Source organism: Streptomyces sp. NBC_01241, assembly GCF_041435435.1.
Classification (GTDB): domain Bacteria; phylum Actinomycetota; class Actinomycetes; order Streptomycetales; family Streptomycetaceae; genus Streptomyces.
The window spans coordinates 7,162,718-7,175,408 of the sequence record NZ_CP108494.1 but is presented as its reverse complement, the minus strand read 5'-3'; the positions used below and the strand labels follow the sequence as shown (position 1 = coordinate 7,175,408).

At 69.8% G+C, this 12,691-nt stretch carries 10 protein-coding genes and 1 pseudogene; 9 read left to right on the top strand and 2 right to left on the bottom strand.

The window, feature by feature from the left end; all coding sequences use genetic code 11:
* The first annotated feature begins 72 nt into the window (after window positions 1–72).
* Window positions 73–618, top strand: coding sequence for a transposase family protein (locus OG306_RS32410; protein WP_266749748.1), 546 nt, complete (start codon window positions 73–75; stop codon window positions 616–618).
* 90 nt (window positions 619–708) lie between these two features.
* Here the strand turns inward: OG306_RS32410 and OG306_RS32405 are convergent, their stop codons facing one another.
* Entirely contained in the window at window positions 709–2,049 is a 1,341-nt protein-coding gene (locus OG306_RS32405) for an IS110 family transposase (protein WP_371665947.1), read from the bottom strand.
* A 259-nt stretch (window positions 2,050–2,308) separates the two neighbouring features.
* Between OG306_RS32405 and OG306_RS32400 the strand changes: the two genes are divergently transcribed.
* The 8 genes and pseudogenes from OG306_RS32400 (at window position 2,309) to OG306_RS32365 (ending at window position 12,131) form a co-directional block, all read left to right on the top strand.
* Entirely contained in the window at window positions 2,309–3,340 is a 1,032-nt protein-coding gene (locus OG306_RS32400; RefSeq protein WP_371665946.1) for a transposase, read from the top strand.
* A gap of 239 nt (window positions 3,341–3,579) precedes the next feature.
* Window positions 3,580–4,574 (top strand): annotated as a pseudogene (locus OG306_RS32395) (IS5 family transposase).
* 96 nt (window positions 4,575–4,670) lie between these two features.
* The gene (locus tag OG306_RS32390) at window positions 4,671–6,479 is read left to right on the top strand and encodes a C40 family peptidase (protein WP_266749740.1); all 1,809 of its coding nucleotides are present in this window, start codon (window positions 4,671–4,673) and stop codon (window positions 6,477–6,479) included.
* A gap of 344 nt (window positions 6,480–6,823) precedes the next feature.
* Window positions 6,824–7,909 carry a tyrosine-type recombinase/integrase gene (locus OG306_RS32385; RefSeq protein ID WP_266749739.1) on the top strand — a complete coding sequence of 362 codons (1,086 nt, stop codon included), beginning with the start codon at window positions 6,824–6,826 and terminating at the stop codon, window positions 7,907–7,909.
* Window positions 7,906–9,519: a hypothetical protein gene (locus tag OG306_RS32380; protein WP_266904947.1), complete on the top strand. Its 1,614-nt coding sequence runs from the start codon at window positions 7,906–7,908 to the stop codon at window positions 9,517–9,519. The genes OG306_RS32385 and OG306_RS32380 overlap by 4 nt, the downstream gene beginning before the upstream one ends.
* Before the next feature lie 42 nt (window positions 9,520–9,561).
* Window positions 9,562–10,239 (top strand): tyrosine-type recombinase/integrase, encoded by a 678-nt coding sequence (locus OG306_RS32375; protein ID WP_266904949.1) that lies wholly within the window; start codon window positions 9,562–9,564, stop codon window positions 10,237–10,239.
* Entirely contained in the window at window positions 10,229–10,732 is a 504-nt protein-coding gene (locus OG306_RS32370; RefSeq protein ID WP_266749734.1) for a DUF6262 family protein, read from the top strand. Before OG306_RS32375 ends, OG306_RS32370 begins: the two co-directional genes overlap by 11 nt.
* A gap of 7 nt (window positions 10,733–10,739) precedes the next feature.
* Window positions 10,740–12,131 carry a Mucin-2 gene (locus OG306_RS32365; protein WP_266749733.1) on the top strand — a complete coding sequence of 464 codons (1,392 nt, stop codon included), beginning with the start codon at window positions 10,740–10,742 and terminating at the stop codon, window positions 12,129–12,131.
* A gap of 92 nt (window positions 12,132–12,223) precedes the next feature.
* Here the strand turns inward: OG306_RS32365 and OG306_RS32360 are convergent, their stop codons facing one another.
* On the bottom strand, window positions 12,224–12,640 hold the full coding sequence (locus OG306_RS32360; protein ID WP_266749731.1) for a hypothetical protein: 417 nt from the start codon (window positions 12,638–12,640) through the stop codon (window positions 12,224–12,226).
* Window positions 12,641–12,691 lie beyond the last annotated feature (51 nt).

Here is a 12,691-nt window from a genome sequence, read left to right as displayed (position 1 = left end):
TGTCATCTGGCAGCGGAAATGACGCTCCGTCAAATGGTTGGTCGCCTCTGCCGTGGTCGGCTGCGGACGGTCATGGTGCTGGTCATGCAGACCGATGCATCGTTCTGGGACTCGCTCGTGTTCGACGGGATCGACGACGTGGATGTCGAGGCGGTGACTGCCGCGTTCGGCACGGTCGAGGTGGTCGCGAGAGGCCGGGCGGCCGGGGCGGAGTGTCCGGACTGCGGCCGCTTCTCGGACCGAGTGCACGACCGTTATCAGCGCAAGTTGAAGGATCTTCCGCTTGTCGACCAGGGCTTCGTGATCCGGTTGGCGGTCCGGCGTTTCATCTGCGGAGTGGCGGACTGTCCGCGTCGGACGTTCGCCGAGCCGTTCTCCCGGTTGGCCGCCCCGTACGCACGGTTCACCATTCGGCTCAATCACGCCCTGGAGCGAGTGGGGCTCGCGCTGGCCGGGCGGGCCGGCGCCCGGCTGGCTGCCCAGCTGGGCTTCGGCGCGGGAAGAATGACCTTATTACGCAGGGTTATGGCACTGCCCGATCCGCGTTCGGCACGCCGCGCGTGCTGGGCGTGGACGACTTCGCGATCCGCCGCGGCCAGACCTACTCCACTGTCCTGACCGGAAAACTCCACGGTGAGACGGGTGCGGCGAGGTAGCCCCTGGTCGGTGGCGTCGAGGGGCTGCTTGCGGGGGCTTCGGCGGGTTCGGTCAGGCGGTTGCCAGGGCGAGGGTGACGTCGTGGCCGAGGGCGGCGAGCTGGCGGACGAGGTCGCGGGTCTTGCGGGTGGGGTCGAGGTTGCGGGTGTGGAAGTGGGCTCCGAGGTCGCGGTAGCGGGCGGTGGGGTCGCTCATGAGGTGCCAGACGGAGACCAGGATGGAGCGGGCGACGGCGACCAGGGCTTTCATGTGGCCGCGGCGTTTGGCGATGCGGCGGTAGCGGGCGCCGAGGAAGGTGTCGGTGCGGGCGGCGGAGATCGCGGCCTCGCCGAGGGCCCCGCGGAGCCAGGGGTTGCCCTTGCCGGTGGGCCCGGAGGTGTTCTTGCCGCCGGACTGGATGGTGCGTGGGGAGAGTTTCGCCCAGGAGACCAGGTGCCCGGCGGTGGGGAAGACGCTCACGTCCAGGCCGGTCTCGGCGAGGATCACCTGCGCGGTGCCCGGTCCGATGCCGGGGACTTCGTCGAGGCGTTCGGTGTCGGTGATCGGTATGAGGGTGCCCTGTCCGGGGCCCTCGTCGTCCTCGGTGGTGGACAGTCCGGCCAGGCGCAGGGTGATGCGGGCGGTGAGCTTGTCGATCTGCACGGTGAGGTAGTCGACGGTGTCCAGCAGCATCCGGCACATGAAGGCGTGGTGTTCTTCGAAACGGCCGGTCAGCGATTCGGCCAGGGTGGCGTGGCTGGCCTTGATGGTGCCGTGGGCCAGGTCCGCGAGGGCCTTGGGGCTGCGTTCCCCGGCGATGAGTGCTTCGAGCATCGCCCGGCCGGAGACGCCGAAGATGTCGGCGATCACGGTGGAGAGCTTGATCTGGGCGTCTTCGAGGAGCTTCTCGGTTCGCTGTTTGTGACGGGTGCGCTCGTGCGTCATCACCGCCCGGGCCCGGGTGAGATCGCGGAGTTCACGGATGGGTTTCGGGGGTACGAAGGAGGGCCTGAGCATGCCGCGTTCGGTGAGCTTGGCCAGCCAGACCGCGTCCAGGCGGTCGGTCTTGGGCCGGCCGGGGACGTTCTTGACGTCGCGGGCGTTGACCAGCCAGCACTCCAGTCCTCGGGATTCGAGGAGGAAGAAGTACGGCTTCCAGTATGTCGAGGTCGCTTCCATCACCACCCGGGTGACGCCCTGGCAGATCAGGTGGTCGGCCAGCTCCAGGATCGCGCCGGATGTCGCGACGGTGTTGAAGACCCGCTGGACGCGCTTGCCCGGCTTGTCCTCGTGTGGCACCCGCACGCAGACCATCCCGGACGCCTTGGCGATATCGATCGCGGCGACGCGTTCCACCAGCTCGGCGGCCTGCTCGATCTCCTCGACGTCCTCACGGTCCTCGGCCTCGGCCATGGACAGTTCCCCTCAGTCCTCGTGTCCGCGAACAGAACGGCGCCTGCCCGTGGGACCGCTGGGGGAGCGAGAATCTGACCGGCGTGCTCGAAGGCAACAGTGCGTGGCCCCTCTGCGGTCCCGGCGCCAGACTGACCTACGGGCTCAACGTCCCAACGAGACATCGGGGTCGGCGGGCAGGCACCGCGATCATGTTTTCACGCCGGCAAGGCGTACCCGAAAGGGATCAGGGGGACTGACCTGCGGAGAAACCCATCGCGTGGTCGATGTGCTCCCGACACGCACAGCGGGACCGCTGGCAGCCTGGCTCACCACTCACCCCGGCGTGGAGATCATCTGTCGGGTCCGGGCCGGCGCCTACGCCGAAGGCGCCCGGATCGGCGCCCCCGACGCTCTCCAGGTCGCCGACCGGTTCCACCTGTGGCAGGGGCTGGGGCGGGCCGTTGAGACCTGCGTCGCCGCCCACCGCGAGTGCCTGCGCACTCTGATACCGGACAAGCCGCCTACCGGCATCCCACAACAGGCCCCGGCACGCCTCAGACCGGACCCGGCCAGCCGACGGGCCCAGCGCAAGAAGGCCGCTCACGCACTGGTCCACGAACTCCTCGCGCAGGGTCGCTCCCGACGGGCGATCGCCCGGCACCTGGGCTGGGGGCTCAACACTGTGCTGCGCTACGCGCGGGCCACACACTGGCAGGACACCCTCCGCGACAACCTGCCTCGGCCCAGCCGCCTCGACCCCTACAAGACTTATCTGGGAAAACGGTTCACCGCAGGCTGCACCAGTGTCACCGAGCTCCACCGCGAATTGCTCGCCGAAGGCGCTCCCGTCACCTATGGCATGGTCCGCGCCTATATCGTCACCCTGCGCTCCGTCCCACCGGACGCCCCGCTCCCACCCCCATCGGTGCGGAAGGTGACCGGCTGGCTCACCCAGCACCCCTCCGCCCTCAGCGAGGAGGACCGAGCCGCCTTGAAGGACGTCCTGGGCCGCTGCCCCGAACTGGACACCGCCGCCGGGCACATCCGCGACTTCGGTGAGATCCTCACCGACCGCCTCGGCGCCACGCTTCCCACCTGGATCGACGCCGTCGATACCAGCCAGCTGCCTGGCCTCACCGGCTTCGCACTCCACCTGCACCGTGACTTCGACGCCGTGACCGCCGGACTCACTCTGGAATGGAGCTCCGGAGCCACCGAAGGCGCCGTGAACCGCATCAAAAAGATCAAGAGGCAGCTCTACGGGCGAGCCGGATTCGAACTCCTTCGCAAGATGATCCTGCTTCAGTAACCCACCACGACCACCGCACCGAAACTGCGCCAGATCCGAGAAATGATTCTCGTGTCAGAGGACGCCCATCGCGAAGCGGCGACAGACGTGCACGCGGGCGAACTGCTCGCGCATGAGTTGTTCGTTCTCCAGGCCGGCGTGGAGGAAGGAAGCCATCGGCCTTAGGGCGTGTTCCAGGTTCAGATCACTGTTGGGTCAAATCGCTCCGCCGGAGTGGCTCGGGACGGTAGACATCCGGGGTGACGCGAGGCGATCTGACGGATGCAGAGTGGGAGTTGTTCGAGCCGCACCTGCCGCTCGGCGTGAGCGGACCGATCCCTGACCTGCGTAAACAATTGAACGCGGTGATGTGGAGGTTCCGGACCGGGAGCCCGTGGCGCGACATCCCCGAACGCTACGGGTCCTGGTCCACCGTCTACGGCCGCTTCCAGAAGTGGGCCCTTGCGGGCACCTTCGAGACGCTGATGGAGCGGATGATCGCCGAGGCAGCCCGGCGAGGACAGGCCGATCTGGACCTGGTCAGCGTCGATTCCACCGTCGCACGCGCGCATCACCACGCGGCCGGCATGGCCGTCGACCCCGAGCTCCTGGAGGAACTGGTGAAAGCCGCCCAGGAGGAAAAGGGGCTCCAGCAAAGGGACAATCCGCCCAGGTGACGGTCGAAGGCGACCCGGTCGAGGAAGCGTTACGTGCCGAACGGCGACGGATACGCCGCCGCCACAAGGCCCGCCTGAAAGTTGCCGCGTTGGGGCGCTCGCGGGGCGGGCTGACGGTCAAGACGCACCTGGCCACCGACCGGCGGTGCCGCCCGCTGTCGTTCGTGGTGACGCCGGGGCAGGCGGCCGACAGTCCGCGTTTCGCCGCGGTCCTCGACCGAGTCAGGATCCGTGGGCCGGTCGGTCGGCCCCGCACCCGCCCCGGGGCCGTCGCCGCCGACAAGGCGTATTCCTCCCGCGCGAACCGCTCCTACCTGCGTAAACGCCGGATCCAGGCGGTGATCCCGGAGAAGAAGGACCAGGCCGCCCACCGCAAGAAGCGAGGCTCGAAGGGCGGCCGCCCCCTCTCCCACGACGCCGAGCTTTACAAGGAGAGGAACACCGTCGAGCGCGGCATCAACAAGATCAAGGAATGGCGAGGGCTGGCCACCCGCTACGACAAGACTCCTACCAGCTACCTCGCCGGACTCCACCTACGCGGATCGATCATCTGGCTCCGGAGTCTCCGCCCCACGTGATCCGAACCTGGAACACGCCCTAGCCGACGGCTGAGCGGAAGGCGCCGGTAGGGTCCCCCTCGTCTGATCATCTGTCCTGCCACAGGGGGTACCCGCATGTCCGCATCCATGTCCACGCCGAGCCGCAGATCGGCTCTCGCCGCCCTCGTGGGGGTGGCGGCGGGCAGCTCGTTGCCGCTCGCCTCGTCCGCCGTCGCGGCCACGCCAGCCGCGACGACCACGGCCGCCGCGACGACCACGACGGCCGCCGTGCCGGCGGTGCCTGGCGGGCGGCTCCCGATGGTGCTCGACCCGAGCGACCCGTGGCACTTCGGCGCCCACCCGGCCGGGGCGCTGACCACCCGTACGCTCGCCGGTACCCCCGCGCTCCTGGAAGTATCCGACGAACGGGGGGTGCTCGCCACCCTCACCACCGGTGCAAGGACGGTCACGCTGCGCGGACCGAAGCGCTGGTTCACCGAGCAGAAGAAACCATTCTCTGACGCCTTCTCCCGGACCCTGCCCGCCGGCCAGACCGGCTGGGGCTCCTCCCCCGGCGGCGGTAAGTGGTCCACCCACAACGGCGCCGACGCGGACTACTTCCTGGAAGGCGGCCGGGCCGCCATGCGGCTCACCGCCGCCAACGCCAGCCGCCACGCCCTGCTCCCCGACAAGGCCGTGGGGGACGTCGACGCACGCGCCCGTTTCTCCTTCAACAAGGTGCCCACCGGCGCACCCGTCTCGCTCGCCCTCACCTTCGCGGCCACGGACGTCAACAACCATTACCGGGCCCGGCTGAACATCACCCCCGCCGGCGAGGTCCAGCTCCTGATGGAGAAGGAACTGGCCAATGCCACGAGCACATTGAGCCCGGCCGTCACGGTCGGCACCGGCTTCGCCGCCTTCGACCACTGGTGGGTCCGGGTGGAGAAGACCGGTGACGTGCTGCGCGCCCGCGCCTGGTCGCACAGCACGTCGGAGCCGACAACCTGGCACCACAGCCTGCGCGACCCCGAGAAGGACCCGGCCAAGGTCTTCGGCTCCGGCACCCTCGGGGTCCGGGCGCTGGCCTCCTCCGGCGCCACGGTGCCCCTAGAGGCCCGCGTCTACGACTTCGACGTGGTCTCGGCCGAGTGGACCGACCCGCCGGTGATCAGCCACGACACCTGGGTACGGGTGCTGCCCGCGCCCTTCGACGGCAGCTGGACCCCCGCCCTGGAGCAGCAGATCCGCGCCTGGGCGGGCGACACCTCCCCCGACGCCCTCGCGTATGCCTCGATGTTCCGGCCCTTCGCCCCCGCCGTGACCGACCCCGCGCTCCAGGGTGCCAAGGTGCTCGGCACATCCGGGTACAGCGAGCCGGACGCCGCCGGGCTGCGCTTCATCGGCGCCGACTTCCACGAGTACATGGGGCTCGACTGGACCTTCCCCGCGAGCGGCGAAGGTCCAGTGGTCGCGGAGACGCAGTTCAAGGGCCACCTCGACTGCTCGGGCTTCGTAAGGATGGTCTACGGCCACCACCTGGGCATCCGGATGGTCGGCTCCAAGAACTTCGACGGTCGTAACCTGCCCCGCACCTCGAAGAACCAGTCCGCCTCCGGCCCCGGCGTGGTGGTGGCGCAGGCCACCGGCGCGGCACCGTCGCTCGCCCCGCTGCGGATCGGTGACGTGGTCTTCTTCGACGCCACCAACGCCGAGCCCGACGACCCCGAGACCACCGACGGGGTGATCGATCACACCGGCATCTACGTCGGGCAGGACCAGCACGGCGGTCTGCGCTTCGTCTCCAGTCGCAAGACGCCGAACGGGCCGACCCTGGCGGATCTCGGAGCGAAGTCGATCCTCAACGGCAAGCAGTCGGTTCCCGCCGAAGGCGTCAAGGGTGATCTGTACACCGCCTCGCTGCGGGTGATCCGCCGCTTCTGACGGCGGCGGGTTCACGCCCGGCCGGGGAAACTTTCACCCGGCTGGGCCCACCGCGCTCGCGCGCCCCCTCCGTGCCGCGCCGATGGTCGGGTAGACCGATTTGTCGGGCCGACCGATTCCCGCGGAGAGTGCCCCAGCGGTGGCCTGCCACCCGAAGGCGGCAGGGTTGCGGAGGGCCCGCCGTACGACGCCGCCTTTATCTGTATGCGGTCTTGAGGTGTCAGCGACGTACGGCACGTGGCGCCCGAGATGGCATCGGCGCCTGTGGCTGACACTCCGTCGTGACCGCTGTCCGTGGCGGTCGTTGCTCCATCCGTGGAACCAATGGGTGGGGAGGGCCGGGGATGTACGTGCGACGGGTCGTGGGGACCGGGATGCGCCACGAGACGTACACCGTCGTGGACGGCGAGGGAAGGGTCGTCGAGACGGTGGACGACTACCTCGCTCTGTGTACCGACAGGGAGCAGTCGCCAAACACCCTCCGGGCCCGTGCCTTCGACCTGAAGGCGTGGCTGGTCTTCCTCCAGCTCCTGGACGTCGATCTGCTGGCTACCTCCCCGGAGCACGTCGACCAGTTCGCTGGGTGGCTGCGACGCCCCGTCCAGCCGGGGCGGCTGCGATCGGCGGACGCCGATGGTCCTGCCCGGGAGCCATCCACGGTGAACCGCGCGCTGAACAGCGTCTACATGTTCTACGAGTTCCTCGCGCGCCGCGGTGTCGGCATGGGAGTCCAGCTGACGCACCGCCGGGCGGCCTCGGTCGGCGACCACGGCGGGTTCCTCGCCGGCATCGCGGAACGTGAGGTCACGCGTCGGCCGACCCGGCTGAAGCAGGTCAAGCGGCGACCGGCGACGCTGACGGACGCCGAGGTGCAGGGGATCCTCGACGCGTGCGAGCGGCTGAGGGACCGGCTGCTGATGGCGTTGATGTTCGAGACGGGCTGCCGGATCGGGCAGGCGCTGGGCCTGCGGCACGAGGACATCAACACGGACCGGCGGACGCTGACGCTGCGACCTCGGGAAGACAACGCCAACCGTGCACGCGGCAAGAGCCACGCCCCGAAGGAGATCCCCGTCCGGCAGACGCTGCTCGACCTCTATACGGACTACCTGTTCGCCGAGTACGGCGAGTTGGACTGCGACTACGTGTTCGTGAACTTGTGGAACGGCACCGTCGGCACGCCGATGGGGTACTGGGCGGCGATAAGCCTGGTCAAGCGGCTGCGGCGGCGCACAGGCGTCGACTTTCACCCCCATCTGTTCCGGCACACCCACGCGACCGCGCTTCTGCGGGCGGGCGTGCGATTGGAGGTGGCGAGTGAGCTGCTCACGCACCGCTCGGTCCACACCACGGCGGACACCTACGGCCACCTGGACGCGGATGACCTGGCTGAGGAGCTGGACCGGGTCGGCTTCAGGGGCGCGTGGTGAGCGCCGAGGGACGCGTGGCCGCCGTCGTCCCATTTCCCGGAGATCCGCGGACCGTGGCCCTGCTCCGCGTGGTGCGGCCGGAGTTCCGAGTCGAGCGCTTCGTGCCGCCCGCCGGGCACTTCCTGGCCCCGACCCCGTGCGTGATCACCACATGCTTGAGGAAGAACGCCTCGCACGGGTTGTGCGCCGCGCACGACGCAGCCTGGCGGAAGGCCGGCCGACCCGAGCGGGAGGCGTGGACCGCGGACCCGGCGAACTGGCCGGCCGGGCTGAGCCTGGACGTGACCTCGTGCCGGGTCAACGGATGCCGGTACTCCGGCGGACTCTCGTTCCTGTGTGACCTGCACCTGGCCGACCTGAACGGCCTGCACTCGCGGGGCCGGAGCATCAGCGTCCGCGAGTATGCCGCCGCGGCGCCGGAACTCTCTCGTCCGGCGGCTGGCAGGTGCGGCTTCCCGGACTGCGGCTACGGGATCAGCCGCAGCGGTTTGTGCGACGGACACCACTACCGCTGGACGAAGGTCGGACGGCCACCGCTGGCCGCACTGCCCGCCGAGCTGAAGCTCCGCAACACCCCCAGCTTCTCCGTCGCGGGCTTGCCACCGCTGGCGGCGCTGGAGTTCCAGTACCTGCTCCAGCTCCGCACCGACCAGCGCCGCTCCAAGGTGGTCCCTAGCTCCTGGGTCCGCGCGGTCAACACCGTCATCGCCGAGGGCGTCTCCTCGGTGCGGGACCGTCCCGCCCACCACTGGCGCCACCTGTCGCTGAACTACACCACCGTCCCGCAGCTCTTCACTGACCTGCTGGAGGCCCTTGGCGACCTCGACGGGCCAGTGGAGGAATGGGACAGGGACGTGTGGCGTCCGGACCGGCTCGGCTACAGCATCGAGGAGCGGCAGCGCGTCGCCCCGCTGGACTTCACCGGCATCACCCAGCCCTGGCTGAGGCAGACGGTCAAGCGCTACCTGCGGCTGCGGCTCGCCCGCACGGAACTGCGGTCGGCCGCGCGTAGCCTCCACGACTTCGTCCTCTTCTCCCGGTTCATCGCGGAGACGCGCCCGGACCGGCAGAACGACCCGGCAGTGCTGGACCGACCGTTGCTGGAGTCCTATATCGGCTGGGTCGGTCGCAGGACGGTGGAGCAGAAGGGGCCGTACTTCGGCCAACCTGTGGCCCCGGGCAGCCGGAGCCGCCTGCTGTCGGCGGTCTCCACCATGCTCGAAACGTGGCGCCGCTACGACTGGCAGCCCGCGCTGCCGGCCAACGCCCGTATCCATCGGGACGAGTACCCGCGGCCGCGCGGGCTGAAGGCCAACTTCATCGACGAGCACCTGATGGAGCAGATCGAGTCCGAACAGAACCTGGCCCTGCTCGACCCCGAGACACGCGCACTGGTGCTGATCTGCCGCGACGAGGGCCTGCGCATCAGCGAAGCCCTCACCCTGAAGACCGACTGTTTGAAGAAGACCCCGTCGGGCCGCTGGGCCCTGGTCCACTACAAGAGCAAGGACAAGAGCTTCCGGGCCATCCCCGCCTCCCGCGTGGTGGTGGACGCGATCCGGGAACAGCACGGCCGGGTCCGGGAACGGTTCGGCGGCGCCTGCCAGTGACTGTTCCCCAAGGTCAGCGGGAACCCGGACGGAAAGTATCCGATGCCCTACGGCACCGTCGACACCCGATTCGACGCCTGGCTGAAACGGATTCGCCTCATCGACTCCAACGGCGATGCCGCCGCCGTCAGTTGGCACCAGTTCCGCCACACGCTGGGCACCAGGATGGCGAACGCGGGCGTGTCCGGGCGCACCATCCGCGAGGTCCTCGGTCACACCTCCTGGCAGATGCAGGAGCACTACTCGCGCATCGCGGACGACACGCTTCGCCGCGAGTACGAGGAGAAGTACGAGGTCCGCTTCAACCGCAAGGGTGAGGCCGTCAAGATCCACCGCGACTGCGACCTGTCTGGCGTCGAGTGGCTCGCCGAGAAGATCGGCCGCCGTCTCCACGCCGTCGCCGGCGGCTGGTGCGGACGGCACATCTCACGCCCCTGCCCCAAAACGGCGGCCGATGGCTGCTACTTCTGCAACGACTTCCAAAGCGACCGGCAGTTCTTGCCCATCCACCACGACACCCTCGCCCGCACCCGCGAGCTGCAAGCCAGCGCCGCTATCGCCGGCCGTTCCCGCGCTGCTGACATCAACGCACAGCTGGCCGCCGCAGTCGAGCACCTCATCGCGCGCATCACCGACCAGGAGAACGACGGACTCGCCCCGGCGCCAGACGACCTTCCCGGTGGCCCAGGCGATACGAAGGGAGAAGCCGATGCGGGCTGACAACTCGTCCCACCTGGCCGCAGCCGCACAACAGCGTCGCCTGGACTGCATGGAGCGCGTCCAAGCCGTCCTGGACGCTCTGGAACGCGACGGCGGGGCCGTGACCGTCGCCGGCGTCGCCGCACGGGCCGGGGTCTCCCGAACCTTCCTCTATGACGACGCCCAGGCTCCGCTGCTGGCCAGGCTGCGTGACCTCGCGAACAAGCAGCCCGCCACGGGACGACCGGCCCTGCCCGATCAGCAGCGGATCACCACCAAGTCACACGAGTCGGTAGTGCGAGCGCTGCGGGACGCCAACCGGAAACTGAACGAGGACAACGAACGGCTCCGCAACGAACTCGCCGTGGCCCTCGGACAGCTCCGCGACCTTCGCCGAGGCATCCCGCCCCACGCGGCTAGGTGCAGTCCGGCCGATCATGACGGCCCGACCGCCAGACGGCCTGACGGGCGGGGGATCATGGTCGTGGACCAGCCGACGGAGACACAGGGGTAGGGAAATCATGGTCGCGTTCCACGCGTCCGCGCTGGACGGAGTCGCCCGCAACCCGGCGCTGCCGACACCGTTGCTGCTGCGCTTGCTCGCCTTCGACGGCGGCGGTGACGGCCCGCCCCGTCACGCCCTCCAGCGGGCTGGACTTCCCGAGCCAGCCGTCGCGGTGATCCTGGCTCACCCGAACCCTGGCGCTCGGATCGACTTCGCGATGAGCACCAGGGCAGAGCCCGCGCAGCGGGCCCGGCTCGCGGACGACCCTTCCCCCAAGGTGCGGGCCGCTCTCGCGTACGGACCCGAGTGGCGCGACCCGCGTACAACGGTCGCGCCGCTGCCGGACGACGTGTGCGCCCGCCTGCTCGACGACCCCGACCTTTCCGTACGGACGGCCCTGCTGGACTCGCCCCATCTGGTGCCGTCGTTCGTGGCCTCGCTGGCCACGCACCGCGATCCGGCAGCGCGCCGGAGCGCGGCGCGCGCATGGGAGAAGCTGCCGCCGGGCGAGCGGTTGGCGCTGCTTGCCGACCCCGACCCCGAGGTGCGACGGACCGCCGCGCTGGGGAAGTGCCGACGGGACGCACGCGTCACCGCCGAACTCCTCCGCGATCCGAAGTCCGCCGCCGAGGTGCGGCGCCGTGGGCTCTTCCACCGCGCCGACGCCGAACGGTGCGTCGCCGAGCGGACGCACCTGGCCGCCCTCGCCGAGAACCCGTCGCTGCCCATCGACCTCGTGGAGCGGCTCGCTGTCGACCCCGACGAGGCCGTACGGCTCGCGGTCTCCCTGAGGCCGGAACTGGACGAGACACGACGCATGTCGATCGACTTCACAGTGGAGGCCTTCGCCAGGGGGGACGTGGAGTGGGTACGGGACGGGCTCGCCGACCCCGAGGTGCTGCGACGGGCCGCGACCTCCGCCCACCCGCTGCTCCGGCGCACCGTCGCCCAGAGCCCCCACCTGCCGCCCGACCTCATGCGCCTGCTCGCACGCACCGAGGACCCGCTGGTGGAAGACCTCTTGGGCATGTACCACCCCGACACCCCGGAGGAGGTCCTGATGCGTGTGTACGCGCGGCTCGGTGGCACGTTCTCCGCCTGGATGGCGGAGACGCACCCCCGCTTCCCCCGCGAGGGTCTCGCCGCGCGCTACGCGGACCACCCGGACGGCAACTACCGTCGGCTGGCCGTCCGGGACCCGGCCGCCACACCCACGCTGATCGAACGGCTCAGCCATGACCCCGCGGTCTGGACACGCCAGGCGGCGGCCGGCGACCCGCGCCTCCCGCTCCACCGGCTCCGCGAGGCGCTTCATGTCCCTGAACTGGCCTCCAGCGCGGGTGCCAACCCTGCGCTCCCCGAGGACGAGATGGCCGCGGTCCTGGACAGGGCCGGCGTTCCCGCCTGACCGCCGAGCAGAACCGCCCGACCCTGCGCCGCTCCCCTACGGCTCGTCCGGGCGGTCCCCAGATACGAAGGCCATGATCGACCGGACATCCCCTAGTGTCCGGCCTCGGGGCGCGGCCCGACGTCGGCGAACCGGCGGATCCGGGCCTGTTCGTTGGTCTCGTCAGAGGCGCCGAAGTGCCGCACCTGGTTCCACCAGCGATCATGGTCATAGCCCTCGCAGTGGTTGAACTCGTGGGCCGTACTGCGTAGCCGCTGCCACTCGCGCACGATCGCGGCCCGCTGCCACGTCTCTGGCCGCTCCACTGCGAGCAGCGTGTGCAGGAGCCCGGCCGAGTCGCAGACCAGGATGAGCAAAGACCGCATCGCGAAGGACGTCTCACCAGTCTCGCCGACTTCCTCGTACACCCGCCCCAACTGGACGTTGAGGAACGTCTCCAGGGCGTGAACGTCCTCAGGCCTGAGGTCTTCCGCGTAGATGAGGGTGCGCTCGGACGGCGGGGTGGTCATGCGGGTGGGTCCTCCCATTCGTGCGGTGCCAGCCGAATCAGCTCCGGTGAC

What these genes read in the sequence shown, in the direction of transcription:
- OG306_RS32365 (WP_266749733.1), top strand. Translation starts at nt 10,740, where the DNA reads ATGGTCGCGTTCCACGCGTCCGCGCTGGACGGAGTCGCCCGCAACCCG.
- OG306_RS32405 (WP_371665947.1), bottom strand. Translation starts at nt 2,049, where the DNA reads ATGGCCGAGGCCGAGGACCGTGAGGACGTCGAGGAGATCGAGCAGGCC.
- OG306_RS32370 (WP_266749734.1), top strand. Translation starts at nt 10,229, where the DNA reads ATGCGGGCTGACAACTCGTCCCACCTGGCCGCAGCCGCACAACAGCGT.
- OG306_RS32410 (WP_266749748.1), top strand. Translation starts at nt 73, where the DNA reads ATGGTGCTGGTCATGCAGACCGATGCATCGTTCTGGGACTCGCTCGTG.
- OG306_RS32390 (WP_266749740.1), top strand. Translation starts at nt 4,671, where the DNA reads ATGTCCGCATCCATGTCCACGCCGAGCCGCAGATCGGCTCTCGCCGCC.
- OG306_RS32375 (WP_266904949.1), top strand. Translation starts at nt 9,562, where the DNA reads ATGCCCTACGGCACCGTCGACACCCGATTCGACGCCTGGCTGAAACGG.
- OG306_RS32360 (WP_266749731.1), bottom strand. Translation starts at nt 12,640, where the DNA reads ATGACCACCCCGCCGTCCGAGCGCACCCTCATCTACGCGGAAGACCTC.
- OG306_RS32385 (WP_266749739.1), top strand. Translation starts at nt 6,824, where the DNA reads ATGTACGTGCGACGGGTCGTGGGGACCGGGATGCGCCACGAGACGTAC.